General features: G+C 63.3%; 24 protein-coding genes and 1 tRNA gene. 21 read left to right on the forward strand and 4 right to left on the reverse strand.

Translation table 11 applies throughout. From position 1 onward, the window contains the following. The first annotated feature begins 177 nt into the window (after positions 1-177). From CAY53_RS08305 to CAY53_RS08340, 8 genes are all read left to right on the forward strand, one after another. A complete protein-coding gene (locus tag CAY53_RS08305) occupies positions 178-525 on the forward strand; it encodes a hypothetical protein (protein WP_104936715.1) in 348 nt (115 codons plus the stop codon). Between the two features lie 2 nt (positions 526-527). Next, the gene (locus CAY53_RS08310; protein ID WP_104936716.1) at positions 528-896 is read left to right on the forward strand and encodes a hypothetical protein; all 369 of its coding nucleotides are present in this window, start codon (positions 528-530) and stop codon (positions 894-896) included. Positions 897-899: 3 nt separating this feature from the next. Next, positions 900-1,997 (forward strand): S-methyl-5-thioribose-1-phosphate isomerase, encoded by a 1,098-nt coding sequence (gene mtnA / locus CAY53_RS08315; RefSeq protein ID WP_104936717.1) that lies wholly within the window; start codon positions 900-902, stop codon positions 1,995-1,997. Positions 1,998-2,109: 112 nt separating this feature from the next. After that, entirely contained in the window at positions 2,110-2,955 is an 846-nt protein-coding gene (locus tag CAY53_RS08320) for an MBL fold metallo-hydrolase (protein WP_104936718.1), read from the forward strand. 6 nt (positions 2,956-2,961) lie between these two features. Next, positions 2,962-3,618, forward strand: coding sequence for a class II aldolase/adducin family protein (locus CAY53_RS08325; protein ID WP_017865617.1), 657 nt, complete (start codon positions 2,962-2,964; stop codon positions 3,616-3,618). 80 nt (positions 3,619-3,698) lie between these two features. Then, positions 3,699-5,153: an NAD-dependent succinate-semialdehyde dehydrogenase gene (locus CAY53_RS08330; protein ID WP_104936719.1), complete on the forward strand. Its 1,455-nt coding sequence runs from the start codon at positions 3,699-3,701 to the stop codon at positions 5,151-5,153. A gap of 217 nt (positions 5,154-5,370) precedes the next feature. Beyond that, the gene (locus tag CAY53_RS08335) at positions 5,371-6,279 is read left to right on the forward strand and encodes a sulfite exporter TauE/SafE family protein (protein WP_104936720.1); all 909 of its coding nucleotides are present in this window, start codon (positions 5,371-5,373) and stop codon (positions 6,277-6,279) included. 60 nt (positions 6,280-6,339) lie between these two features. Next, on the forward strand, positions 6,340-7,239 hold the full coding sequence (locus CAY53_RS08340; protein WP_104936721.1) for a sulfite exporter TauE/SafE family protein: 900 nt from the start codon (positions 6,340-6,342) through the stop codon (positions 7,237-7,239). Between the two features lie 262 nt (positions 7,240-7,501). Here CAY53_RS08340 and CAY53_RS08345 read toward each other — a convergent pair. The 4 genes from CAY53_RS08345 to selA form a co-directional block, all read right to left on the reverse strand. Then, a tRNA-Arg gene (locus tag CAY53_RS08345) sits at positions 7,502-7,577 on the reverse strand. 6 nt (positions 7,578-7,583) lie between these two features. After that, a complete protein-coding gene (locus CAY53_RS08350; protein WP_104936722.1) occupies positions 7,584-8,666 on the reverse strand; it encodes a type IV pilus twitching motility protein PilT in 1,083 nt (360 codons plus the stop codon). A 21-nt stretch (positions 8,667-8,687) separates the two neighbouring features. Continuing rightward, the gene (locus tag CAY53_RS08355) at positions 8,688-10,841 is read right to left on the reverse strand and encodes a tetratricopeptide repeat protein (protein WP_104936723.1); all 2,154 of its coding nucleotides are present in this window, start codon (positions 10,839-10,841) and stop codon (positions 8,688-8,690) included. Continuing rightward, entirely contained in the window at positions 10,838-12,256 is a 1,419-nt protein-coding gene (gene selA / locus CAY53_RS08360) for an L-seryl-tRNA(Sec) selenium transferase (protein ID WP_104936724.1), read from the reverse strand. The genes CAY53_RS08355 and selA overlap by 4 nt, the downstream gene beginning before the upstream one ends. 200 nt (positions 12,257-12,456) lie before the next feature. On the opposite strand from selA, the gene CAY53_RS08365 reads away from it, so the two are divergent. From CAY53_RS08365 to mnmA, 13 genes are all read left to right on the forward strand, one after another. After that, positions 12,457-13,194, forward strand: coding sequence for a lysozyme inhibitor LprI family protein (locus CAY53_RS08365; RefSeq protein ID WP_104936725.1), 738 nt, complete (start codon positions 12,457-12,459; stop codon positions 13,192-13,194). 271 nt (positions 13,195-13,465) lie between these two features. Then, the gene (locus tag CAY53_RS08370; RefSeq protein WP_181040234.1) at positions 13,466-14,854 is read left to right on the forward strand and encodes a tetratricopeptide repeat protein; all 1,389 of its coding nucleotides are present in this window, start codon (positions 13,466-13,468) and stop codon (positions 14,852-14,854) included. A 286-nt stretch (positions 14,855-15,140) separates the two neighbouring features. Then, positions 15,141-15,767, forward strand: coding sequence for a nucleotide exchange factor GrpE (grpE, locus tag CAY53_RS08375; RefSeq protein WP_104937502.1), 627 nt, complete (start codon positions 15,141-15,143; stop codon positions 15,765-15,767). A 58-nt stretch (positions 15,768-15,825) separates the two neighbouring features. Continuing rightward, positions 15,826-17,751 (forward strand): molecular chaperone DnaK, encoded by a 1,926-nt coding sequence (dnaK, locus tag CAY53_RS08380; RefSeq protein ID WP_104936727.1) that lies wholly within the window; start codon positions 15,826-15,828, stop codon positions 17,749-17,751. Between the two features lie 77 nt (positions 17,752-17,828). After that, complete coding sequence (gene trpS, locus CAY53_RS08385; RefSeq protein WP_104936728.1) at positions 17,829-18,797, forward strand: tryptophan--tRNA ligase; 969 nt, start codon at positions 17,829-17,831, stop codon at positions 18,795-18,797. A gap of 164 nt (positions 18,798-18,961) precedes the next feature. Beyond that, a complete protein-coding gene (locus CAY53_RS08390) occupies positions 18,962-19,360 on the forward strand; it encodes a hypothetical protein (RefSeq protein ID WP_104937503.1) in 399 nt (132 codons plus the stop codon). 204 nt (positions 19,361-19,564) lie between these two features. Beyond that, positions 19,565-20,368, forward strand: coding sequence for an enoyl-ACP reductase FabI (locus CAY53_RS08395; RefSeq protein ID WP_104936729.1), 804 nt, complete (start codon positions 19,565-19,567; stop codon positions 20,366-20,368). Between the two features lie 73 nt (positions 20,369-20,441). Further along, a complete protein-coding gene (locus tag CAY53_RS08400; protein WP_219842646.1) occupies positions 20,442-20,750 on the forward strand; it encodes a YkvA family protein in 309 nt (102 codons plus the stop codon). Then, positions 20,750-21,781 carry a 3-oxoacyl-ACP synthase III gene (locus tag CAY53_RS08405; protein ID WP_104936730.1) on the forward strand — a complete coding sequence of 344 codons (1,032 nt, stop codon included), beginning with the start codon at positions 20,750-20,752 and terminating at the stop codon, positions 21,779-21,781. Before CAY53_RS08400 ends, CAY53_RS08405 begins: the two co-directional genes overlap by 1 nt. Next, positions 21,775-22,674, forward strand: coding sequence for an alpha/beta fold hydrolase (locus tag CAY53_RS08410; protein WP_181040235.1), 900 nt, complete (start codon positions 21,775-21,777; stop codon positions 22,672-22,674). Before CAY53_RS08405 ends, CAY53_RS08410 begins: the two co-directional genes overlap by 7 nt. Continuing rightward, on the forward strand, positions 22,671-24,377 hold the full coding sequence (locus CAY53_RS08415; RefSeq protein WP_104936731.1) for a fatty acid CoA ligase family protein: 1,707 nt from the start codon (positions 22,671-22,673) through the stop codon (positions 24,375-24,377). Before CAY53_RS08410 ends, CAY53_RS08415 begins: the two co-directional genes overlap by 4 nt. After that, the gene (locus CAY53_RS08420) at positions 24,340-25,461 is read left to right on the forward strand and encodes an NAD-dependent epimerase/dehydratase family protein (RefSeq protein WP_245874786.1); all 1,122 of its coding nucleotides are present in this window, start codon (positions 24,340-24,342) and stop codon (positions 25,459-25,461) included. The genes CAY53_RS08415 and CAY53_RS08420 overlap by 38 nt, the downstream gene beginning before the upstream one ends. 14 nt (positions 25,462-25,475) lie before the next feature. Next, positions 25,476-26,549 (forward strand): tRNA 2-thiouridine(34) synthase MnmA, encoded by a 1,074-nt coding sequence (mnmA, locus tag CAY53_RS08425; RefSeq protein WP_104936732.1) that lies wholly within the window; start codon positions 25,476-25,478, stop codon positions 26,547-26,549. Positions 26,550-26,744: the final 195 nt, after the last annotated feature.

Raw genomic sequence — 26,744 nt, forward strand, 5'->3', positions numbered from 1 at the left:
GGTTGTGGACAAACAAGGCGGTCAGGATACCACAGCAGGCCGGCTGGGGAAAGTCCGGAAATGCGGCGGCCTGCGGCCCCGGGCTACAAATTGTCTTGCCGCTGCCGGGCCGCATGGGTACATTTCGCAGGCTTGATTCGTGCACCCTGTGCACCGTTTTTGCCCTTGGAGGACATCATGGCTTTTGTTTCAGGCCGTCCCGCCGCCCTGCTGTTGCCGGCACTTGCGGCCTTGCTGCTGACTGCGGGCTGCTCCCCGAAAAAATACGGCGCCGTGCAGTTCCACTCCGAACCGGAAGAGGCCGAAGTGCTGAATCTGCGGGATGACGCGCTGTTGGGGCTGACGCCGGTTCTGGTCGTCTGGGAGAGCGACAACGGCGAGCCCCAGTACGTTACCGTGCAGATGAGAAAGGCTGGCTATCTGGAGGAAATTGCGTCCTTCTGGTTGAACACCCGCTATGAAAGCCGGGAGTCGGCCCAGGAGGATCCCCAGCCCGTTACCATCATTTTAAAGGCCAGGAAATAACGATGTCGAAATATCTTGTGCTGTTGCTGAGCTGTGGCGCCTTCCTGCTGGGGGCCTGCAGCAGCGTCACGCCCATCAGGTTCAAGGTGCATTCCGAGCCCGAGGGCGCATATGTGCTGTACCAGGTGACTGGTTCAGCCCTGCCCTGCGCCGACAGGTGGATTTACCTCGGCAACACGCCGCTGCAGGGCATCTACCAGTTCGACACGGAAAAACTCCGCGCCAGCGACCGCATTGCGCTGCGTGTGATGCAGCAGGGCTACATGGACCAGAGCAGGGAGTGGACCGGCCGGGCCTTTTACGACGAGGCCAGGAGCAAGGGGCTCATCTTCTGGGTGCCGGAGATGGTGCCCGCAGGAACGGGCAGGTAGGCCATGCTGGTGGACGGCAAGGCCTGGCGCAGCATCTGGCCGCTTGCAGACGGCACGGCGGTTGCCGTTATTGACCAGACGAAACTGCCCTTTGCCTTCGTGGTGGCCCGGTTGGAGACCCTGGCCGATGCGGCGCGGGCCATTGCGGAGATGCTCGTGCGGGGTGCGCCCCTTATCGGAGCCACCGCGGCCTACGGCTTCTGGCTGGGTATGCGGGAGGCTGCGGACGACATGCACCTGGCAAGGGTTGCGGACACGCTCGTCGCCTGCCGGCCCACGGCCGTGAATCTGCGCTGGGCCGTGGAGCGGATGCAGGCCCGCCTTGCCCCCCTGGCTCCGGCGGAACGGCCGGCCGCAGCCTTTGCCGAGGTGGGCCGGATCTGTGAGGAAGATGTGGCCGCCAACGCGGCCATCGGCCGCCACGGCCTGGCGCTGATCAAGGCCATCTGGCAGAAAAAGGGCCGGAAAGCGCCGGTCAACATCCTCACCCACTGCAATGCGGGCTGGCTGGCCACGGTGGACTGGGGCACGGCCCTGGCGCCCGTCTATGCCGCCGCAGAGGCCGGCATTCCCCTGCACGTGTGGGTGGACGAGACCCGGCCCCGCAATCAGGGCGCCTCGCTCACCGCCTGGGAGCTGGCCAAGGCGGGCATTGCCCACCATCTGCTGGCGGACAACGCAGGCGGTCATCTCATGCAGCACGGTCAGGTCGATCTCTGCATTGTGGGCAGTGATCGGACCACGGCGAGCGGCGACGTGTGCAATAAAATCGGCACCTACCTGAAGGCCCTGGCCGCCCGGGCCAACGGCGTGCCTTTCTACGCGGCCCTGCCCGGTTCCACGGTGGACTGGAGGTTGAGCGACGGGATCAGGGAGATTCCCATTGAAGAGCGGGCAGGGGCGGAGCTCCTGAGCGTGCAGGGCAGGACGGAGGACGGCCGGGTGCTCAGGGTACGGATTGCCCCGGACGAAACGCCGGCCTGCAATCCTGCCTTTGATGTGACCCCGGCAGGCCTCGTGACCGGCCTTATTACCGAGCGCGGCCTCTGCCCGGCCAGCAGGGCCGGACTGGCAGCGCTGTTCCCTGAAAGGGCAGGATAGGGAAGGCAACAAATCACTTGGAACGGCAGATTCACGTGCCAAGGCATTCAGGAGAAAACACTCCATCAACTTGCAGCTTGATTCACAGGGTAAACCTTTTTCAGGAGGCCATATGGGAGAGGGATCCAACGCGTGGAGTTTTCCGGAAAACAATAACCGCATGACAGCTTTTCAGCGAAGCGGCGGCGATTCGAGCAAAGAAGGTCAGGTCTCTCTTGAGTATTTCGCCCACTCTTCTTTCCGCATTACCAGTCCTGGTGGCATGACTATCGTCATCGATCCTTGGCGGAATGACCCCTCCGGGGCGTGGGGACAGTGGTTTCCGGAAGAATATCCAGAGATATACGCGGACATTGTCCTTTCCACCCACGCCCATTTCGACCATGACGCCGTGCACCGCGTCCACGCAGCCGTCACCCTGGAGCGTCCCGTTGGGATCTTCAGCGTAGGCGACGTGAAGATCGAGGGCCTCGGAGACAAACATATGTTCCATGCCAAGGGATCGTACCGCTGGACGGATGTTTTTGCCGAGTCCGGCATACCCACGCCTCCCGGAAATCCGATGCATCTGGACAACAGCATCATCGTGGTCGAAACAGGCGGGATGCGCATCGCGCACTGGGGCGACAACCGTCCAGAACCCGATGAGTACGTCATGGGCCGCCTCAGAGGTATCGATGTCCTGATCCTGCCCATTGACGGCTCGGAGCACATTCTCACGGCGGAAGATATCGCAGGGCTCATAGACAGGCTGGAGCCGAAAGTGGTCATCCCCATGCATTACCGCATACAGGGCGCGGTGACGGTACTCAGCACGCTGCAAACTCCGGATGCTTGGCTGGACATGATGCCGGCCGTCATCCGGCATACCGAAGCCAGATGGACGTTTCACAGAGCGGACATAGCGCGGTATCGCAGACAGGCATTCTCTTTCGGCAACCAGTACGTCAGAAAATAGAAAAGTATGAATGCCGCCGAAAGCCGTGGGGCGCTGTTGGAGACGGCCCGGGCCATGAACGCGGGCGGCCTGAATCAGGGGTCTTCCGGCAATGTCAGCCTGCGGCTGCAGGATGCCATGCTGATCACGCCCTCGGCCCTGCCGTATCATCGCTGTACGCCGGAAGATATGGTCGAACTCGCCTGGGACGGCAACTGTTCGGGCCCGCGCCGCCCCTCTTCCGAATGGCGGATGCACCGGGACATCTATCTGGCCTATCCGCAGGCGCAATGCATTCTCCATGCCCATGCGCCCTGGTGCAGCACCCTGGCCTGCCTGGAGCGGGGCATTCCGGCCCAGCACTACATGGTGGCCCTGGCCGGCGGTCCGATTCGCTGCACGCCGTATCAGCCCTTTGGCACGCAGGCGCTTTCGGATGCGGCCGTGGCCGGGCTTGCAGGTCGGAGCGCCGTGCTGTTGGGGCATCACGGCCTCGTCTGCTATGCGGACACGCTGGACCAGACGCTGGCTTTGGCCTGCGAGGTGGAGTTTCTGGCCCGCGTCTATGGCCAGAGCCTGCAGATCACGGCTGAGCCGCCGCTGCTGCCGGAGGCGAGCGTGACAGCGCTGCTGGCGCGTTTTGCAGACTACAAACGGCTGGGCCGGTCCGGGCGGGAAGGCTGAGCGGGGCGCGGCCCCGGCAGGACAGCGGCCGGAGCGGCGTGAAAGCGCGTTCCCGATTTTTTTACACAGGAAGGTTCGCCATGAATCTGCAGTTTCCCGAATTGATGAGAACCCAGCCCTATGTTGACGGACGCTGGGTGCAGTGCGGCAGGAGCTTTGCCGTGAACAATCCGGCGGATGGCGGCAAGGTGGCTGATGTGGGCGATGCCGATGTGCCCCTGGCCGAATCCGCCCTGGAAGCGGCTGCAGCCGCCTTTCCGGCCTGGCGCGACCGCACGGCTGCCGAACGCTGCCGCCTGCTGCACCGCTGGTGCGAGCTGATCGTCGAGCACCAGGAGGATCTGGCCCTGATCATTACCACGGAACAGGGCAAGCCTCTGGCCGAGGCCAGGGCGGAGCTGGCCAATGCCTGGGCCTTTGTCGAGTGGTTTGCCGAAGAGGGCAAGCGGGTGTACGGCGAGACCATTCCCGCACCCGGCACAGACAGGCGCATCGTGGTCATCAGGCAGCCGGTGGGCGTGGTGGCGGCCCTGACCCCGTGGAATTTCCCGAGTTCCATGATTACGAGAAAGGCCGCGCCCGCTCTGGCCGTGGGTTGCACCTTTGTGCTGCGGCCGGCTTCGGCCACGCCGCTTTCCGCGCTGGCGCTCGCCAAACTGGCCGACATGGCCGGCATTCCGGCAGGGGTCTTCAACGTGGTGCCCAGCAGCGCCTCCCAGGCCATTGGCCGGCTCTTCACCGAGAGCCCCAGGGTCGCCAAGTTTTCCTTCACCGGCTCCACCGCAGTGGGCAGGGAACTCATGGCCCGGTGCGCCTCCACGGTCAAGCGTGTCTCGCTGGAGCTGGGCGGCAACGCGCCCTTTCTGGTCTTTGACGACGCCGATCTGGATGCCGCGGTGGCTGGCGCCATGGCAAGCAAATACCGCAATGCCGGCCAGACCTGCATCTGCGCCAACCGTTTTTTTGTGCAGCGGAGCGTGCAGGACGCCTTTGCGGACAGGCTCGCGGCAGCCGTCAAGGCGCTGAAAGTCGGCCCCGGCACGGCGGCGGGCGTGGACATCGGGCCGCTGATCAGCACAGAGGCGCTGCAGGATGTGGATGCTCTGGTGCGGCAGTCGGTGGCCGCCGGCGCCACACTGGTGTGCGGCGGCAGGCCCCATGCCCTGGGCGGCACCTTCTACGAACCGACCATCCTGAAGGGGGTGAGCAATGACATGCCGATTGCGGTCAACGAAATTTTCGGCCCGGTTTCACCGCTCATCGTGTTCGATACCGAAGCCGAGGCTGTCCAACTGGCGAACGACACGCCCTATGGCCTGGCCTCGTACTGCTATGCCCGCGACATTGGCCGGATCTGGCGGGTGGCCGAAGGGCTGGAATACGGCATGGTGGGCATCAACGAGGCCGTGCTGACCAATGCCTCCGCCCCCTTTGGCGGGGTGAAGCAGTCCGGTCTGGGCCGGGAAGGCTCCCGTTACGGCCTGGACGAGTATCTGGAAATCAAATATCTGTGCCTGGGCGGCATGCAGCAATAGGCAGACTCAGGCGGCAGCCGGCGCATTCCTGTTGCATGAGCGCCGCTGACGGCCTGTTGAACGCTTCAGCGCTCATCTGACCCCGGCAGTTGCCCGGGGCAGGGGGCGCCTGCCAGGCTTCTGGGCGGCAGCGGACGTGGCGGCCGGCTCTCTCTTTTCCTGGCCCCGGCGCGGCGGCACAGCCAGCCCCCGGCCCGCCACCAACCGGAACAGCACTATGTATTTTCCCACCGCAGGCATTGCATGCAACCCGCTTGTGCCCTTTCTCGTCTCTTTGGGCATTTCCTTTTTTACCAGCATGGGCGGCATCACGGGCGCGCTGCTGCTTCTGCCCTTTCAGATGAGTGTGCTGGGCTATGTCAACCCCAGTGTGAGCGCCACCAACCAGTTTTTCAATGTCCTGGCCTGTCCTTCCGGGGTCTGGACCTACTGGCGCGAGGGCCGGATGGTCTGGCCGCTTGCGGCGGCGATTGTGGCGGGCACTCTGCCCGGCGTGTTTCTGGGGGCGGTGGTGCGGGTCTGGCTTTTGCCCGATCCCGGCCATTTCAGGGTATTTGTCGCTCTGGTCCTGCTCTCTATGGGCGGCAGGCTGGCCAGGGACGCATGGCGAAGCCGGCCGGCCCTGCCCAGCCGGACAGCAGGCCAGCGGCAGCGCCCTGGGTCCGGCTCCCCCTTTGTCTGCCAGGTGCTGCGCCGGAGCAGCCGGGAAATCGTCCTCTCGTTTCAGCATCGGACCTACACCGTCACCGCGCGCAGGTTGTGGCTGCTGAGCCTGAGCGTAGGCCTCGTTGGCGGCGTTTACGGCATTGGGGGCGGCGGCATCATTGCCACCTTTCTCATCTCCTTGTTTGGCCTGCCCATTTACGTGGCGGCCGGCGCGACGCTCTTTGCCACAGCCCTCACTTCGCTGGCCGCGGTGGGTTTTTATGCCCTGCTGGCGCCCCTCTCCCCAGACCTGGCCGTGACGCCGGACTGGAAGCTGGGCCTGTTGATGGGCCTGGGCGGCATGTGCGGCATGTACTTCGGGTCGCGCTGCCAGAAATTCGTCCCCCAGGCGGCGCTCAAGACCATGCTGGCCCTGATCATGCTCCTGACCGCCCTGCGCTATCTGGCCCGGGCGCTGTAAAAAAACGGGTCATTGTGCGACGGTTTCTTTCCAGAGCGAAATGCATATACAGGTGAGCCCATGTACTTTCCCACCGCAGGCATTGCATGCCACCCGCTTGTGCCCTTTGCCGTGGCCGCAGGCCTTTCCTTCTTCACCAGCATGGGCGGCATCAGCGGCGCCTTTTTGCTGCTGCCCTTCCAGATGAGTGTGCTGGGCTACGTCAACCCCAGCGTGAGCGCCACCAACCAGTTCTACAACCTTATCGCCACGCCGTCCGGCATCTGGCGCTACCGGCGGGAGGGCCGGCTGGTCTGGCCGCTCGCGGGCACGATCGCAGCCGGCACCCTGCCCGGCGTTCTGGTCGGCGCCTTCGTGCGCATCTATCTCCTGCCCGATCCCGGACATTTCAAAATCTTTGCCGGACTGGTGCTGCTCTACATCGGTCTGCGCCTGGCCGTGAGCGTCTGGCAGGAGCGCGCTGCGCTGGGGCGGCGGAGCGGCAGAAGAACCGCAGACACTTGGGTGGGCGGCTGCCAGACCCTTGTCTGGAACGGCCGGGAAATCCGGCTGCGCTTTCAGGAGCGGGATTTTGCCCTCTCCACACGCAGCCTTTTGCTGCTCAGCCTGATTGTAGGCCTGGTGGGCGGCATTTACGGGATTGGCGGCGGGGCCATCATGTCGCCCTTTCTGGTGTCGCTGTTCGGGCTGCCGGTATACGTGGTGGCCGGCGCCACCCTGTGCGCCACCGCCCTGACCTCCTTTGCCGGCGTGGCCTGCTACTGGATGCTCGCCCCCTTCCATGCGGGCATCGCCGTGGCCCCCGACTGGCGGCTGGGGCTCCTGATCGGCCTGGGCGGCATGTGCGGCATGTACGCGGGCGCGCGCTGCCAGAAATTCGTGCCGGCCGCTGTCATCAAGGTCATGCTGGTCCTGGTGCTCTGCTTTACGGCCCTGCGCTATCTGCTGCAGGCGCTGTAAACCCGGCACGGCGCAGGGCACCGCACCTGAGGTCTCCCGAAGGGTCACGGGCCGCCTCGTTGCGGCCAGGCCCAGGGGCGCTGCCTGATCCGCTCTCTATCGCCTCAGATCCCTGAAAAAAACATCCCCCGATTTCCGGCACATGCCCGGGGCCAGGGTATTGCTCTTGCTGGCAATGGGGTGGACGGGGTGGCCATGGGGCCAGGTGAGCAGCATCCGAAAAAAAGGGGGGCAGACCCTGTGGTCTGCCCCCTGTCTTGCATGGCGCGCCCGGAGGGAATCGAACCCCCAATAGCCGGATTCGAAGTCCGGTGCCTTATCCGTTGGGCAACGGGCGCAAGGGTTCAGATTTCCGTGAAATCGGCCGGCTGGCGGCGCAGGTACTTCAGGAAGCGCGGTTTGTCGTTGCAGTTCGTGTACGCGTCCTCGGCGCTGATCTGATGTCTGCTTAACAGTTCCTCGATGGCGTCGTCCAGAGTCTGCATGCCGTACTTTTTACCGGTCTGCATGGCGGAGAGAATCTGGTAGGTTTTGGATTCGCGGATCAGGTTGCGCACGGCCGGGGTGCAGATGAGGATTTCCAGCGCCGCCACGCGACCCTTGACATCGACCCGCTTGAAGAGTGTTTGCGAGACCACGGCCTTGAGCGCGTCGGAAAGGGTGGAGCGCACCTGCCCCTGCTGGTCGGCCGGAAAGATTTCGATGACGCGGTCAACCGTCTTCATGGCGTTCATGGTGTGCAGGGTGCTGAACACCAGATGACCGGTCATGCTGGCCTCCATGGCCAGTGAAATGGTCTCCAGGTCACGCATTTCGCCGACCAGAATGATGTCCGGGTCTTCACGGAGGGCGCCGCGCAGGGCGGCGGTGAAACTTTTGGTGTGGGTGCCGAGTTCGCGGTGATTGATGATGCAGCTCTGACTCTTGTGCACAAACTCGATGGGGTCTTCAATCGTGATGATATGGTGTTTGCGCGTGCGGTTGCACTCGTCGATAATGGCGGCCAGGGTCGTTGATTTGCCCGAACCCGTTGGTCCGGTGACCAGGACCAGACCTTTCGGCAGTTGGGCCAGCCGGGCGATGACCTTGGGCAGGCCCAGTTGTTCGCAGTTGAGAATGGTACTGGGAATTTCGCGGAATACGGCGCCGATACCGTTTTTCTGCTGAAAGAAGTTGCAACGGTAGCGGGCCAGACCTGGGATTTCATAACCAAAGTCCATGTCCCCGGATTCTTCGAAGATTTTGATTTTGTCTTCAGGGCAGACTTCGTACAGCAAATTCTTGAGGCCGTCGTTGTCCAGCACACGGAATTTGACACGCTCCATTTCGCCACGGATGCGCAGCACAGGCTGTTGCCCGGCCATCATGTGCAAGTCGGAAGCGCCCTCATCGTTCATGAGTTTGAAAAAAGCGTCAATCTGAGCCATACCTTGTCTTCTCCTGAAGATCTATTGTCCCGTTTTCCTGGAGCCTGCCCTTTTGGCCGGCGCGGATTTCCTGCCGGACTTCGTGCTGGGCAGACCGGCCAGCGCGCGGGCAATGCTTTCCCTGAATTCCCAGGTGATTGTATGCAATTTTCTAATCCGGTTCAACCAGTAGCGTGCCTGGCTGGGATTCTTTTTTTGCACGTTGATCTGCGCGGCCAGCCACATGCCCCGGGCATTGGCCGGATCGAGCCGCAGACACTGCCTCGCGGCGCGGGTGGCGGCATCCAGGCTGCCACAGTCCAGATAGCAGTCGCCCAGAATATGCCAGAGCTCGGCATCGTCCCATTTGAGACGCACCGCCTGCTGGCAGAAGTGCAGACCCAGCTCCGGGCCTTCGCCGTGCAGGCGATAGAGTGCGCCCAGATGGGCCAGGGCAATGGCATCCTGCGGCGCCAGTTTCATGGCCTGCTCAAAGGCCCTGATGGCCTTGCCGTTTTGCCCCGCGCCCTTGAGGGCCAGCCCGAGCTGGCGGTGGTACAGGGCATCGTCATCGCCGCTGTCCGCCCTTAGCTTGTCCCAGTCCTCCAGCACTTCCAGGGCCAGATCCTCACGTTGCCGCTCCAGATACAGTTGCACCAGCGACTTGAGGAGTTCCCGGGGCAGGGGCTCGCTGGCCGGGAAGACGGTCCGGGCCAGTTCCAGCTTGGCCAGCGCCTCGGCGTTTTTCCCCTTACGCAGGAGAATATAACCCAGATTCGCCAGGGCCATGTGGTTGTTGGCGTCCAGTGCCAGCAGCCGGCGAAAGCACTCCGCTGCCTGCGTTTCCTGCCCATAGGCCCCAAGCGTCACCCCCAGGCTGTTCAGGAGGTTGACATCGTCCGCTTTCAGCCTGAGGCCCCGCCGGTACTCCTGAATGGCCTGATGGTAGTCGCCTTCCTCGAAAAAGGAATCGCCGCTGACATTCAGGGTCAGATGGTCGAAAAGGACGAGCTGACCCGGCCCCAGCAGAGAGGCGTGCAGCAGGGCCTTGAAACAGTTGGCCGGGGTCGCCCTTTTGGGGTAGTCGAGGCAGGGATAGCCCGCGATGCCGACGGCAATGGGGACATCGGGGAGTTCTTCGTGCAGGGCGGTCCGGATCTGCTCCGCCCTGTCCGCCACCTCCGCCGGCGCCATGCCCGGGAAGAAGCAGACCAGGGTCCGCTCGTCGTCCATCCAGAGCACCGGAATATTCTTTTTGAGTTCCACCTGCGAAACCCAGACGTAGCTTGGCCCCTCCGGTGCGATGGCCAGACGGAAGATGGCAATGGCAAAGCTGCGCTGCCCCTGCCACTTGCGCTGCAGGTGGTGGAACACTTCATTGTCAGCCAGACGAAAACGGCGGGTGCGGCGCTCGATCGGGCCGGAACCGCAGATCAGGCCAAAGGGCCCCTGCCTGTCCGCACTCGTGAGGCACTCCTGAAAACCGCCCAGGCCGCTTTCCGCGATAATGCTCCTGGCCCGTGCCGCATCCAGGTACACGATCTGCACACGACGAAGCCCCTCCTGCCTGAGCCGCCGCTGCAGCAGACGCGCGCCCCGGCGGGCGGAACCCGGGCCGCTTTCGTTCTCCTCCCCTTTTTTCAGCACCCCGAACAGGCCGTAGCCGCAGGAGAAAAGCGCCCCGTCCGCATGCTGCCGCAGCAGGCGGGCGCATTCCTCACAGCTCTGCAGGCTCTCACTGAGATTCCTGCGCATGCCGCCCATTTGCACGAGAAAGAACATGGCACCGTTTGCCAAAGTGCAGTTCAGGGCATGCAGATTATAGAGCCCGGTCTGGGCATCAACAAAGGCCGGCCTGAGGTGCGTGAGGATGTGCACCACGGAGGCGGCCTGTGCCAGCAGCCAGTCGTCCTTGAGCATCTTCACCAGCTTTTTATCCGCTGTCTGCAGCCGGAGCGTGGCGAGCGGCTCCTCCCTGCCCTCCGCTTGCAGGGGCAGGAGCAGACAGAAATGACTGTCATCCGCCTCCTGCGGCGGGGCGTCTGCGGGCAGGAAATCGAGTTCGAGGCTGGGCGGGAACAGAAAGGCAATGGCCTTGAGAAAGGGACGGGCCAGAAGCTGGAAATCTTCGGGCCGTAAAAGCTCCGGAATGTCCGGATCGGGCAGGACGGCGACCTTGTTCGTGTGGGTGATCATGGCAGTGCCAGGGCGTGTTGCAGACTGTGTGCAAGCAGAGGTTCTTCTTCCTGCGCAATGGTGCGCATATCCAGATAAAGGGCATCATGCTCCATGCGGCCGATAACAGGCACCGGCGTCCGGCGCAGACGCAGTTCCAGCTCCTGGGCGCTCATGCTTTTGGGGCGAAGCGCAAGGCCCCAACTGGGCAGATGCTGTGCAGGCAGGGAGCCGCCCCCGGCCTGCGCCTGCATGGCGCAAAGTTCCAGTTGACAGGCCGCGCTCAGGGCCGCTGGCGCGGCGTCCAGAAAATGCTGCGCCCGCTTTCTGACCGAAGCCTCCGGCTCGGCCAGCATCCTGAGCGTCGGGATTTCGGCCAGGGCGCTTTGTTCATCCAGGTAGAGCCGGAGCACGGCTTCCAGCGCGGCCAGGGTCAGTTTGTCGATGCGAAGCGCCCTGGTGAGCGGATTCCGGCGGATCTGTTCAATGAGGGCGACCCGGCCCACAAGGATGCCGGCCTGCGGCCCCCCCAAAAGCTTGTCGCCGCTGAAACAGGCCAGGTCAAGGCCGGCGGCCAGCGCCTCCTGCACGCTTGGTTCGGGTTGCAGGCCGAGACGGCTTAAATCCACCAGACAGCCCGAACCCAGGTCCTCCAGCACCGGAATGCCGTGTTTGTGACCCAGAGCCACCAGATCGGGCAGCGGCACTTCGCTCGTGAAGCCCAGGATGCGGTAATTGCTGGTATGCACCTTGAGCAGCAGCGCGGTATCCGGGCCGATGGCCGCTTCGTAGTCGGCGGCATGGGTTCGGTTGGTGGTGCCCACTTCCACCAGCCGGGCGCCGCTTTTGGCCATGACATCCGGAATGCGGAAGGACCCGCCGATTTCCACCAGTTGTCCGCGGGACACCACGACTTCCCGGTTTCTGGCCAGCGTGTCCAGGGCCAGCAGCACGGCCGCCGCATTGTTGTTGACCACCAGGGCCGCTTCGGCGCCGGTGATTTCTTGCAGAATGCCGGCCACATGGCTGTAGCGCAGGCCGCGCCTGCCGGTCTCCAGATCCAGCTCCAGATTGGCATAGCCGGCCGCCAGCCGGGCCAGCTCCTCCGCAATGGCCGGCGCAAGCGGCGAGCGGCCCATATTGGTGTGGATGATGACCCCCGTGCCGTTGATCACCCGCCTGAGGCTCGGCCGGTGATAGGTCCGCACAAAAACCTGCAGCTCGGAGAGTACCTGTTCCCGGCTGAGAATATCCGTTCTGCCGGCCTGCACCTGTTCCCGGAGCCCATCCAGAAAAAGCCGGCTGGCATGCGCGAGCCGGGCTGGCGGGATCGCGCCGGTATCGGGGCTGCCTGCCAGAAATTGCAGGCAGAGCCGGACACTGGGCAGAAGGCGCAGGAGCCCCTGCTCCCCTGCCTTTGTTTCCGTATGATTCAAAGCAATCCTGCCATGATGTTTTCAAAAGAAGTTCATGATTGGTATGCCGTAAAAAAACAAGAAATGCAAGTCGTGGCCCAATGGTCTGTGCTCCAAAGCACAAAATTTTCCCCCTCAAGCCGGCGCAATCTGGTAAAAGAAACGGGTTGACGCATACAAGGGGGTCCAGAACCCCTGAAATCGAATGACCGGAGGCCACCATGCAGCAGATTTTCCACCTTACATGCCCTGTTCTGACGGCACTGGCGCTTCTTTTGCCCGCCGCCTCGGCCCTCGCCCTGTCGGACAGTGATGCCCAGACCTTTTACAGCAGTTCTTCGGAATACCGGAAGGCGTATGATGCCATGAATGCGGCCTGGGATGCGGTGAAGCAGAAAGGCACGCCCGCCCAGATGGCCGCCCTGCGCGATTCGCAGCGCTACTGGCTGGGCAAGGTGCGGGACAGCGCGGTTGGCAACATCATGGCGCAGCATCTCGACCCGGCGCAGAAGTATGCCCTGGTGACCAAGGTGCGGGTGTTCAAGATGGAGGCCTTCGCGCAGCAGGCGGCGAACGGGAGCAAGCCGGTCGCCGTTTCCGGCACGGTCTCCCGCATGAACGACCTCGACGGTGACGGCTGGGGCATCTGCAGCCCGGTCAGCGTGAAGGGCGCCAGCCAGTCGAGCTGTCTCTACGTGGCCCACCTTTCCGATTTGTCTGCAGACTCGCCCCTGCGCGCGACTCTGGAAAGTGCGGCGAATGATGGCCGGAAAATCGAGATAAGGGGCCGGTTGCTCTCCCCTGACGGCTTTGATCCGGCAAGCGTCAGCATCCCGGACCAGCCGGCCAAGGCGGATGCAGCCGGACAGAGCGAAGGAGCCGGCGATGGCGTGCAGAGCGGAGACGCCGCGCCAACTCGGGCAGTTCCCGGCAAAACAGCCCGGGAAGCGGGCAAATGAGCATCAGCAGAAAGAAAAGGCGGGTGTCGTGAGGGGCTGCCTTTTTGCGGCAGTGCAGGCTGTGCGGCCCGGGATCACCGAACCTTTACCGTGCCCTGAATCCAGGGCGGCTTACCCTTGGGCCACCAATTGGGAGCCGTTCCGGCCGCTTTGAGGGCCGCCCCGGCAAAAACCGGGAAGATCCGCGGCCAGCGCCAAAAGCCCTGCCGTGCACTGCTGTTCAAAGCGCTCATTCTCCAAAGTTTCGACTCAGCCTTTAAGGAGCATGGTCATGCATAGGCGCCTGTTCATAGATGGCTGGCGGCATGCTGTAGCGCTGCCCATAGTGCGCGGGATAAAGGCGGGCGCCATTGCGCTGACCCTGTTTTTTGCTTTGTCGGTATCAGCCTCTGCGGCCGCTGATGTGGCTGCCCTGCGGCAGAAGGCGGAACAGGGGGATGCGACGGCGCAGTATGGCCTATGCATGGCATATTTCAAAGGCAAGGGCCTTGCCCAGGATGACAGGCAGGCCTTTGAATGGTGCCACAAGGCGGCGAAACAGGGCCACGCCAGGGCACAGGCCGCACTGGGTATGTATTACGAAGACGGCATTGGAATCGCCCAAGACAAGGCTAAGGCGGCGCACTGGTATCAGAAGGCGGCAGAGCAGGGTTCTCGCTTTGCACAGCACTGTTTGGGAGTGCTTTATTACAATGGCGAGGGGATTGAACAGGACAAGCAAAAGGCCGTGTACTGGTTTCAAAAGGCGGCGGAGCAGGGACATGCTGCCGCGCAGGGTGCGCTAGGCGTGTGTTACGAACAAGGCATTGGAATCGCCCAGGACGAGGCCAGGGCGGCGTACTGGTATCGGAAGGCGGCAGAGCAGGGTTTTGCCACAGCGCAGCTCTGTCTGGGGCAGCTCTATTACTACGGCGAAGACCTTGAACAGGACAAGCAAAAGGCCGTGTACTGGTTCCAGAAGGCAGCGGAACAGGGCCATGCCAAGGCTCAGTACAATATTGGATTTATGTACCACAATGGCGAGGCTGTCCCCAAGGATGATGTCCGCGCGCTGGAGTGGTTTCAAAAGGCAGCCGGGCAAGGACTGGCCGAAGCCCAGTACACACTGGGCGGCATGTATTACTATGGTCTGGGTGTGGCTCGAGATTATGCTCAGGCAGCACAGTGGGCAGGCAAGGCTGCAGCGCAGGATTTTGTGGAGGCCCAACAGGTAATGGGGATGATGTACTGTTACGGCCGGGGTGTAGACAAGGACTATGCCCAGGCGGCGCAGTGGTGGCGCAAGGCGGCGGAGCAGGGAGATGTAACTGCCCAGCGTGGCTTGGGAGCCCTGTATGCTCTTGGTCAGGGCGTTGAGCGCGATTACGGGCAGGCTGCCAGTTGGTGGGGCAAGGCAGCGGGGCAGGGCGAGGCCAAAGCCCAGTATGCTTTGGGCATGCTGTACGCGCTGGGCAAGGGGGTAGCGCAAGACAGCCGGCTTGCGGCAGAATGGCTTGGCAAGTCGGCGGCCCAGGGAGATGAAGATGCCGCAAAGGCCCTGCAGCTTCTGCAACAAGAGGGCATCGAGGCGCTTGTCGAAAAGTACAACACGGTAACAGTCACCCTGTTTGAAGGGGATATCATATTTGACAAGGGGATCAGGATTATAACGCCCAAATAGCCCTCGTGCGATTTGCTGTTGTCTTTCCCCGGCAATGAAAGATTTTCCGTATATGAGAAAGAAATGGTTGTGAGCGGGGCAGCGGGAAGCTGGCCCCGCGGCCGTTTTTGTTTCCTGTCAAGGATTCTCAGCGCCTGCAGTCCTGTTTTTTCCGGCCCGTCCGGAAGCCGTGTTTTCCCCGGCCGGCCTGTTGACACCGCAAAACGGCGTCCTTATCATTGCCGCAGATTTGAGCGATCTGCGGGGTTTTGCAAACGGCCGCAGGCATTTTTTTGCAGGTCATCCCATGACGAGAAGACACAGAAGCAAGAGGGTGAAGGTGGAGAATGAAAAACAGCGGCAGAGTGCGGCTCCCGATACCGCTCCGGTAGAGGAGGAGCGGGTGGCAGGCGCTGCAACGGAGGACGCCGCCCAGCCGGAAGACAGTCTGGAAACCGGGGCCGAAGCGCCAGCCAGCCAGGAAGAGGCGCTCGCAGAGGAACTGGCCACGGTAAAGGAACAGCTCATGCGCCTGGCTGCCGAATTCGACAACTACAAGAAGCGTATGAAAAACGAGCAGGACAAGCTTGTCAAATATGCGGGCGAGAACATCCTGCGCGACATGCTGCCCACTGTGGACAATCTGGAACGGGCGCTGGAGCAGGGCAAAAAGGAAGATCAGCTCAGGGGCCTGATGGAAGGTGTGGAGTTGACCCACAAGAGTCTTTTGGCAGCCCTCAAACGCTATGGCGTGGAGCCGGTCGAGTGCCTGGGCCAGCCCTTCAACCCGGAAGAGCAGGATGCCCTGAGCATGACCGCCGACAGTGAGGTCCCGGCCAACCATGTGCTGACCGAGTACGCGAAGGGTTACCGCTTCAAGGATCGTATGCTGCGCCATGCGCAGGTGGTGGTTTCGAGCGGCCCGGCGGCCTGAACGGAACAACGTTTTGTAACGATACATTCATATTACTGACAACAAGGAGAGAACGAGCATGGGCAAGATTATTGGCATTGATTTGGGAACCACCAACTCCTGCGTGGCCATTATGGAGGGCGGCGAGCCCAAGGTGATCGAGAACAGTGAAGGCAACCGCACCACCCCTTCGATCGTGGCCTTTACCGACAGCGGCGAGCGGCTGGTTGGCCAGGTGGCCAAACGTCAGGCCGTGACCAACCCGTCCCGCACCCTGTTTGCCATCAAACGTCTGATCGGCCGCAAGTTCACCGACCCGGAGGTGCGCAAGTCCGTTGAAGTCAGCCCCTTTGAGATTGTGGAAGGGCCGAACGGCGATGCGGTGGTCCGGGTGGAGGGCAAGACCTATTCGGCGGCCGAAATCTCGGCCATGATTCTGGGCAAGATGAAGCAGACCGCCGAGGAGTATCTGGGCGACACGGTCACCGAGGCGGTTGTCACCGTGCCGGCCTACTTCAACGACGCCCAGCGTCAGGCCACCAAGGATGCCGGCAAGATCGCCGGTTTGAACGTGCAGCGCATCATCAACGAGCCGACCGCCGCTTCCCTGGCCTATGGTCTGGACAAGAAGGGCGAGGAGAAAATCGCGGTCTTTGACCTGGGCGGCGGCACCTTTGATATTTCCATTCTGGAGATCGGCGACGGCGTGTTCGAGGTCAAGTCCACGAACGGCGATACCTTCCTGGGCGGCGAAGACTTCGACATGCGTATCGTCAACTGGCTGGCCGACGAGTTCAAGCGCGAGAACGGCATTGACCTCCGAAACGACAAGATGGCCCTGCAGCGTCTGAAGGAAGAGGCGGAAAAGGCCAAGAAGGAACTGTCCACGGCCAAGGAGACGGACATCAATCTGCCCTTCATCACCGCCGACGCGAGCGGCCCCAAGCACCTGAACCTGAAGCTGAACCGCGCCAAGCTGGAAGATCTGGTCGATGACCTGATCGACCGCTGCGAAGGCCCCTGCCGTACCGCGCTGCAGGACGCCGGCCTGTCCGCTGCCGATATCAACGAGGTCATTCTGGTGGGCGGCATGACCCGCATGCCCAAGGTGCAGGACAAGGTCAAGGCCATTTTCGGCAAGGAGCCGCATCGCGGCGTCAACCCGGACGAGGTCGTGGCCATGGGTGCGGCCATTCAGGGCGGCGTGCTGAAGGGCGATGTGAAGGACGTGCTGCTGCTGGATGTGACCCCGCTGTCTCTGGGCATTGAGACCCTGGGCGGGGTCATGACCAGGCTGATAGACAAGAACACCACGGTGCCGACCAAGAAGAGTCAGGTCTTTTCCACCGCGGCCGACAATCAGCCGGCTGTCTCCATCCATGTGCTCCAGGGCGAGCGGGAGATGGCAGGGGACAACAAGAGCATCGGCCGTTTCGATCTGGCCGACATTCCGCCGGCCCCCCGCGGCGTGCCGCAGATCGAGGTGACCTTTGATCTGGATGCGAACGGCATCCTGTCGGTCTCGGCCAAGGATCTGGGTACGGGCAAGGAGCAGTCCATCAGGATTACCGCTTCCTCTGGCTTGTCGGAAGCCGAGATCGAGCGCATGAAGAAGGACGCCGAGCTGCACGCCGACGAGGACCGGAAGAAGAAGGAGCTGATCGACGCCAGGAACAACGCCGACTCCATGATTCATATGACCACAAAGAGCCTGCAGGAGCTGGGCGACAAGGTCGATGCCGCCACCAAGGCCAATGTGGAGGGCGAGATCGAGAAGCTGAAGAAGGCCATGGCGGGCGAGGACACCGCGGCCATCAAGAGCGCGACCGAGGCCCTGACCCAGGCTTCCCACAAGCTGGCCGAGATGATGTATGCCCAGGCCTCGCAACAGCAGCAGGGCGGGGCTGGCGGCGCGGGCGCTTCGCAGCGGCAGGATGGCGCCGCTGCCAAGAAGGGCAAGGATGACGACGATGTCGTTGACGCCGACTTTGAAGAAGTGAAGTAAGCCGTTGGGATGATATGTGCTCGGGGAGTGTGGAGCAATCCACGCTCCCCTTTTTGTCTTTTCAAAAGGGGACTTGCATGCAACGTATTCTTTCCGGCATCCAGCCGTCGGGTCAGCTCCATATTGGCAATTATTTCGGGATGATGGAGCCGATGCTGAGGCACATGGCTTCGTCCGAACTCTACGTTTTCATCGCCAACCTGCACGCCATGACCTCGGTGCAGGACAAGGAGCGGCTCGCCCAGGGCACGCTGGAGGCTGCGGCCAATTTTCTCGCTTTGGGGCTTGATCCCGAACGCTGCATCTTTTGGGTGCAATCGGATGTGCCCGAAGTCTGCGAACTGGCCTGGTTGCTCTCCGTGGTCACACCGATGGGGCTGCTGGAGCGCTGCCACTCCTACAAGGACAAGGTGGCCAAAAAAATCCCGGCCAGCCACGGCCTTTTTGCCTACCCGGTTTTGATGGCAGCGGACATTTTGCTGTATCAACCCCATTTGGTGCCAGTGGGCAGGGATCAGAAACAGCACATCGAGGTGGCCCGTGACATCGCCGGATCCTTTAACAGCACCTTTGGCGAAACCTTCATGCTGCCGGATGGCGAAATCAACGCAAGCACGGCCATTGTGCCTGGCCTGGACGGCCAGAAGATGTCCAAGTCCTATGACAACACCATCCCGATTTTCGCGGATGAAAAGACGCTCCGGAAACGGGTGATGCTCATCCAGACCGACGCTACTCCGGTGGCAGAACCCAAGAATCCGGACACCTGCAATCTGTACGCGCTCCTGAAACTCTTTGCCGCGCCGGAACGCCTGCAGGAGATTCACGACCTGTATATGCATGGCGGCGCGGCCTATGGTTATCTGAAACAGGAACTCTTCGAGCTGATCAACGCCCGCTTTGCCCCGGCGCGAGAGCGGAAAAAGGAGCTGTTGGCCAACCCGGAGCATATCCGGGACCTGCTGCGGCAGGGTGCGGAAAAGGCGCGGGAAAAAGGGGCCCGGACGCTGGCCCTGGCCCGCGAGCGCGTGGGCCAGGGGTATTGAAGGCGATATCCGCCCGTTCGGGAACGGTTGGAGAAAACACTTCGGATCAAAGCCGTTGTTTGCATCCTGGCCCCGCAAAGACGCATGCGCTGCACAGATGCCGGATGAAAAAACGGGAGCGGGCCGCCCGCTCTCAACATCAACCCATGCAGGAGGAGCACATCATGAAGGAATTGGACGATTTTCTGGCTTCCTGGGAGGCTACGGCCGAAGGCAACCGGGCCGCCTTTCTGGCTCTGAAGGAACATCTGGAAGGCCTGGGCGCGGTCCTGAATTTTGTGCCCCGGCCTGGGATCACCTATTCGCTCAGGGCCAGCAACCCAGCCCAGAAAAAGCGCGAGCTTTTTGTGATGGTGGACGTGATTGAAGATACGCCTCGCTGGCTTTCCGTCTGTTTCTATCAGGATCTGGTGAGCGATCCGGATGGCCGGGGCGACAGTGTGCCCGGGGGGCTCCTGGGGGAAGACGCCATATGCTTTGATATGGAGCAGGCTGATGATGGGCAGCTTCTCTATCTCAAGCGGCGTTTGGATGAGGCCTGGATGCAGGCGCAGAAAGCCTGAAATCCGGAAAAGGGCAGGGCGGGATGCTGGGAGTTGGCAGCGTCAGGCGCCAACAATCCAGCAGGAGCCCGCCATGTCCCTGGAGCCCAATTTTCTGCACTTCGGATCCGGGGCACGCCTGCGGCAACCGGCAGTGCCGCGCAGCAGGGACAACCCGTGGCCTGGGGGCCGCCCGTCCATTCAGCGAACCCACAAACAACGATTATGGATTTTCTCGAACTTTCCGGCAAATATGTGGTGGTCTTCGGCCTGGCCAACAAAAAATCCGTGGCCTGCGCCATTGCCCAGGTACTGACTCTGGCCGGAGCACGGCTGATTCAGGTGGTGCGCAGCGAAGAGCGGGCGGCAACAGCCCGCAGGCTCTTCCCCGAAAGCCTGGTCTTCTGCTGCGATGTGGCGGAGGAGGCCAACATCCTGCGCGTGCGGGACGAAATTGCGGCGGTCCTGAACGGCAGCCGCATTGACGGCCTGGCGCATGCCATCGCCTTTGCCAACTACGCGGGCGGCATCAGGCCCTTTCACGCCACGGCCAAGGCCGACTTTCTGCAGGCCATGGATATTTCCTGCTTCTCGTTCATCTCTATTGCCAACCACTTCAGGGACCTGCTGGCGCCGACGGCTTCCGTGCTCACCATCTCCATTTCCACCACCCGCATGGCTGCGGAGAACTACGGCTACATGGCCCCCATCAAGGCCGCCCTGGAATCCTCGCTCTGCTTTCTGGCCAAGAGCTTTTCCGGCTTTTCGGAGGTCCGCTTCAACGCGGTCTGCCCGGGGCTCCTCAAAACCTCGGCCTCTGCCGGCATTCCCGGCTATATCGACAGCTATCTCTTTGCCGAAAAGGCCACCCTGCGCAAGCGGGCCCTCAGTACCATGGAGGCGGCCAATGCAGCGGCCTTTCTCCTCTCCCCCCGCTCCTCCGGCATCACCGGCCAGTGTTTGGTGGTGGACGCCGGCATGGGAATGAATTACTTTGACCGGGAAATCGTAAACGGCGCGAACCGCTGAAGGCCGGGTGACAAACCAGCGTCAGCTCTCCGGCATGCGGTTGTGTGTGCCCCCTTGTGCGCGAGGAACAATCATGAAGGCGACAAAACCGGCCGACTTTCTGCTCCGTTTCTGGGCGATGCTCAGGCACAGCAAACGGATTTTTCTGGCCAGAAGCACACCGCTCCCGGTCAAGCTGGTACTGGCCCTGGGGCTTTTATACTGCATCTCGCCCTGGGATCTCCTTCCTGAATGGCTGCCGGTCCTCGGCGTGATGGATGATCTGGCCCTGGCGGCGCTCCTGATCGGCTGGGCCAATACCTTCAGCCTGCCTGACGACGATGGGGAAGAGCCCAAGGCCAGCGCCCAGGGCCGTCCGGACACCGACAGGCGGTCTTGCTGATGCACTACCAGAAGGTCTGTCTGCACAGCTTTGGTCTGGCCCTGCCGCCCAGGGTGCTGAGTTCGGAGGAGATCGAAGCCGAACTGGCGCCGCTCTACAGCCGCCTGAAACTCCCGGCCGGCCGGCTGGAGCTGATGACCGGCATCAGGACCCGGCGCTTCTGGCCGGAGGGCACGCGGCCCAGCGAGGCGGCCTCTCTGGCGGGCGAAGAGGCGCTGGTTCGCTCCGGCCTTGACCGCGCGGCTATCGGCGCTCTGATCTTCAGCTCAGTCAGCCGCGACATGATGGAGCCGGCCACGGCCTCCTTTGTGCACCGCCGCCTGGGCCTGCCCGCTGCCTGCCAGATTTTCGACCTCTCGAACGCCTGCCTGGGCTTCCTGAACGGCATGATGCTGGTGGCCAACATGCTGGAGCTGGGCCAGATACAGGCCGGGCTGGTGGTGGCGGGGGAGACCGCCGAAGATCTGCTGGCCTCCACCCTGCGCCGCATGCTTGGCGACCCGAGCCTCAGCCGCAGGAGCATCAAGCCGCTCTTCGCCTCGCTCACCATCGGTTCCGGGGCCGTGGCGCTGGTCATGACGCGAAAGGATTTTGCCGACAGCGGCCACCGACTCTGCGGCGGCGCCTACCGGGCCAACAGCGGTTGGAACCACCTCTGCCAGGGCGGCAGTTCGGAACAGGGCACCCTCATGTCCACGGATTCCGAGGAGCTGCTGGTGCACGGCATAGAAACCGCAGCCGCCTGCTGGCGGCAGTTTTCCGCGGAGCTGGGCTGGACAGCGGACAGCATCCAGCGCTTTTTCTGCCATCAGGTGGGCCGGGCCCATGCGGCGCGGCTCTTTGCCGCCCTGCAGCTTGACCCGGCCAGAAATTTCGAGACCCTGCCCATCCTGGGCAATGTCGGCTCGGTGTCCGCACCGCTCACCATGGCCTGCGGCATCGAGGCCGGCCAACTGCTGCCCGGCCAGCGGGCCGCCCTGTTGGGCATCGGCTCGGGCATCAACTCGCTCATGCTGGGAGTGGAATGGTGAATCCCGATCCACAGCTTGCCGAATTTCCCTACCAGCCCCATTTCGCCGACATCGGCGCGCATCGCCTCGCCTATCTGGATGAAGGACCGGAGGAGGATAGGGCGGCGCCGGTTCTGGTCATGCTCCACGGCAACCCGAGCTGGTCCTACCTGTTCCGGAATCTGGTCGCGCGCCTGCGCGGGCGCTTTCGTTGCATCGTGCCGGATCATCTGGGCTGCGGGTTTTCCGACAAACCGCAGGCAGCCTCCTACCGGCTCGCCATGCACATCGACAATCTGGAGGCACTGCTGGCTGCTCTGGGCATCGGGCGCTGCGGCCTCGTCGTCCACGACTGGGGCGGGGCCATCGGCATGGGCTGGGCGGTGCGGCATCCCGGGCGGGTGGCCGCGATGGTGGTCTGCAACACCGCGGCCTTCCGCTCCGGGCAGATACCGCGCCGTATTGCCCTCTGCCGCCTGCCACTCCTGGGTCCCCTGGCCGTGCGCGGCCTGAATGCCTTTGTTCAGGCGGCCACCCTCATGGCGGTGCGCCGGCGGATGCGGCCGGAAATTGCCGCCGGCTTTGCCGCGCCCTACGATTCCTGGGCCAGGCGGGTGGCGATTCTGCGCTTTGTGCAGGATATTCCCATGCAGCCCGCCCATCCCAGCTGGGCCACCCTTGTGGCCATCGAAGCGGCGCTGCCCACGCTTGCCGACAAGCCGCTCCTGCTCGCCTGGGGCGGCCGCGATTTCTGCTTTGGCCGGGATTTCTACGAGGAGTGGCGCCGCCGCTTTCCCCATGCCGAGGCCCACTGGTTTCCAGAAGCCGGGCACTATCTCTTTGAAGACGCGGGGGCGGAGATTTTTCCGCTCATCGACGATTTTTGTTCCCGCAACTTGAGGAAACAGGCATGAAGAGCGCAGGGTGCAATATTGCAGAGGTTCTGGTCCAGGCGGCCCAGGCGAAACCCGAGGCCGTGGCGCTGGTCGCCCGAGAGGGCCGCTTTGGCCGCAGGTGGCGGCGCTGCACCTTCGCCCGATTGGCGGCCCGCAGCCAGGACTTCGCGGGGCGGCTGGACGCCTGCGGTATCCGCCGGGGCCAGCGGGTCATGCTCATGCTCATGCCCTCCATCGACTTCGTGGCCCTGACCTTTGCCCTCTTCCGCCTGGGCGCGATCATCATTCTGATCGATCCCGGCATGGGCTGGCGGAATCTCCTGCGCTGCATCAAAAGCGTCGAGCCCGAGGCGCTCGTGGGCATCCGCCGCGCCATCTGCTTCAGCCGCCTCTTTCCCCGAACCTTTGCCGCGCTCAGGCTCCGCATCACGGTTTCCGGCCGGGTGCCGGGCAGCCACAGCCTGGAGAGCGCAGACGAACATGCAAAAGCCGCCGCGCCGCCGGTCTTTGCCGCCAAAGCGGATGATCTGGCGGCCATCATCTTCACCACCGGATCGACCGGGCCGCCCAAGGGCGTGCACTACACCCACGGCATCTTCCACACTCAGCTTCAGCTCATCCACGACTATTTCGGCATTGGCGCCAGCGATACCGACCAGCCGGGCTTCACCCTCTTCGGCCTGTTCTCGACCGCGCTGGGCGCCCGGGCGGTGCTGCCCGACATGGACCCGACCCGGCCCGCACAGGTCAATCCCAAAAAATTCACGGCCAGCATTCTTGCCGAACAGGTGAACTATTCCTTTGGCTCGCCGGCCATCTGGCGGGTGGTCAGCCGCTACTGCCTGCGGCAGGGTATCAAACTGCCGCTGCACACCGTGCTCATGGCCGGGGCCCCGGTTTCCGGCGAACTGCTGGCCGACATGCAGCGGATTCTGCCGGAGGATGCCCGCATCTTCACCCCCTACGGCGCGACCGAGACCCTGCCCACGGCCTGCATCGAGGCCCGGGAAGTGGTGAACGAAACCTGGGCCGAAACCCGGAAAGGCCGCGGCTACTGCGTGGGCCGGGCGGTGCCGGGCATGAGCCTGCGCATCATGCGGCCAGGCGACGGCGGGCTGGCCAGCCTTGCCGAGGCCGAACTCCTGCCGCCGGGTGAAATCGGTGAAATCGTGGTGCACGGCCCGGTGGTGACCCCGGCCTATGACCACAGGCCGGAAGAGACCCGGCTCGCCAAGATTGCAGATCCGGACGGCACCCTCTGGCACCGCATGGGCGACATGGGCTATCTGGACGAACAGGGCCGGCTCTGGTTCTGCGGCCGCAAGGCCCACCGGGTGCTCACGGCGCATGGCCCCATGTATTCGGTCTGCTGCGAGGCCATCTTCAACGAACATCCGGCGGTCCGGCGCTCGGCGCTCGTGGGCCTGGGGCGGCCCGGTGCGCAGGAACCGGTCATCATTGTGGAACTGCAGGACCAGGGCCATGTGCCGGTCGGGCTGTGCGAACAGCTCCTGCAACTGGCCCGGGCCAACCCGCTGACCAGGGAGATCCACCAGGTGCTGCTGCATCCCGGCTTTCCGGTGGACATCCGCCACAATGCCAAAATCTTCAGGGAAAAGCTGGCGCTCTGGGCTGCGCAGCGGGTTTCGGAGGCAGGTCTTTCCGGAAAGCGGAGTGATCCGCATGGACGGCAGAGCGGCCAGAACCGGGCAGGGCTTTGACCGCCAGGGGAGGGATCAGGTGCACAGGCAGGAGCAGGACATGGACTGGCAGACCAGCTTTCCGGCACTGGCCAGGGAGAACATTCTGGTGACCGGGGGCGGCGGTTTTATCGGCGCGGCCCTGGTGCGGGCCCTGCTGCGGATAGGGGCAAAGGTCACCGTGCTGGGCCGCCATGCCTATCCGGAGCTGGCAGCCCTGGGCGCGAGCTGCCTGCAGGCGGACATTCGGGACGCGGCAGCGCTGCAAAAGGCCGCGGGAGGCGTTGGCTGCGTCTTCCACGTGGCGGCCAGGGCCGGCATCTGGGGACCCAGGGCCGAATACATGGCCATCAACCTGCAGGGCAGCAAGAACGTGCTTGCCGCCTGCCGGCGGGAGGGCGTGCCGGTGCTGGTGCATACCTCGACCCCGTCTGTGGTCTTTGACCGGAAGGACCTTGCCGGAGCGGACGAAGAGCAAGCCTATGCCACCCAGCCGCTCTGCGCCTATGCGGCCAGCAAGATTCCCGCGGAACAGGCGGTACTTGCGGCCAACGGGGCAAGCCTGAAGACTGCGGCCATCCGGCCCCATCTGGTCTGGGGCCCGGGCGACCGCAACCTCATTCCGCGGCTGGCGGCGCGGGCCCGGGCCGGGAAGCTGGCCGTGGTCGGCAGGGGCAGCAATATGGTGGACATCACCTATATCGACAACGCGGTGTACGCGCATCTGCTGGCGGGCCAGAACCTGCTCACCAGCGCCACGGCAGCGGGCCAGGCCTTTTTCATCGGTCAGGAGAAGCCGGTCAATCTGTGGCAGTGGATCAACGCGCTCCTCCTTCGCCTGCGCATACCGCAGGTGACGCGCCGGGTGCCGCTGCCGCTGGCCTACGGCGTGGGCGCTGTGCTGGAGCTGGCGTACACGCTGGCCAAAAGCCCGCAGGAGCCCGGCATGACCCGCTTCCTGGCCCTGCAGTTGGCCAGGTCGCACTGGTTTTCCCACGCCCGGGCCGAGCGTTTGCTGGGCTATCGCCCCCTGGTCGACACCGCCACCGGGGTGGAGCGTCTGCTCGCCTGGATGAGCGGAGAAGGCCTCGTCCCGCCCCGCTGATTTTTCTGTTTTTTATGGCTGCAAACGCGCCGAAACAGGTGGCCCTGGCCTTGAGTGGCGGCATGGATTCCGCCATGGCGGCCCGGCTGCTTCTGGATGCAGGCTGCCGCGTTACAGCCTTCCACATGCTGCTGCCGCTCGTGAACGCCAAAAGCGCCGCGAGTCAGGCCATCCGCATGGCCGAATCCCTTGGCATTCCGCTCCGCCTGCTCGACCTGCGCCGGGACTTTCAGGCGCGCATCATACGCAGCTTCACCGCGGCCTACCGCTCGGGACTGACCCCCAATCCCTGCATGCTCTGCAACCGGGAAATCAAGTTTGGTCTTTTGGCCGCAGCCATGCGGGCCGCAGGCGCCGACTATATCGCCACTGGCCACTATGCCCGTGTCCGGCAAGGGGTGGGGGGGCCTGTGCTCAGCCGCGGTCTGGATGTACGGAAAGATCAGAGCTATTTTCTGGCGCGGCTTTCGGACCGACAACTGGCCCGGGCGCTCCTGCCGCTGGGCGACGGACTGAAGCACGAGTTGCGGGCCCGGGGCCAGGCGCTGGGCCTGCCGTTGCCGGCAGGCGAGAGCCAGGATGTGTGCTTTCTGCACGGGGGGCTTGGGGCCTTTCTGGCGGCGCAGGGTTTTCGGGAGCAGCCCGGCGACATGGTGGATGCCTCCGGCCGGATTCTGGGCCGGCATTCGGGCGTGTGGCGCTACACCGTGGGCCAGCGCCGGGGCCTGAATCTGCCGGACGCCACGCCCTGGTATGTGCAGGCGATCGATGCGGCGCACAACCGGCTGATTCTGGGCAAGGAGGAGGAGCTCCGGCAGGCGGACTGCACGGTGCGCGCTCTGCACTGGCTCTCCGGACAGGAGCCGGAAATGCCCTGGCGCGGGCTGGTGCAGATTCGTTCCCGGCATCAGGCTGCCCCGGCCGAACTGCGCCCTGCAGACCACAACAGGGCAAGCCTCCACTTCGAGCAGCCGCAACGGGCCGTCACACCGGGACAGTTCGCCGTGTTTTACGAGGAAGACCGGGTTTTGGGCAGCGCGATCATCTGTGCGCGCAGGGCGGGGAAGAGCCAGGATAGCAAAGAATAGCTGCCTGCCGGCCACGAAGGGGCGGTCCGAAAGCCCAGGAACGCTCGAGGAAAAAGCGCAGTCTGACAAGGGCCCATCGCCTTGATGAACGGGCCCAGCTTGTGGTGCTGCTGATGGAACATGGCATCGGCGTTTATTGATCTACGCCTGGTTTTTTTGAAATTGATGAGGAATTCGTGGCAGGAGGAGAATCAA

It is taken from the genome of Desulfobulbus oralis (genome assembly GCF_002952055.1).
GTDB classification, from domain to species: Bacteria; Desulfobacterota; Desulfobulbia; order Desulfobulbales; family Desulfobulbaceae; genus Desulfobulbus; species Desulfobulbus oralis.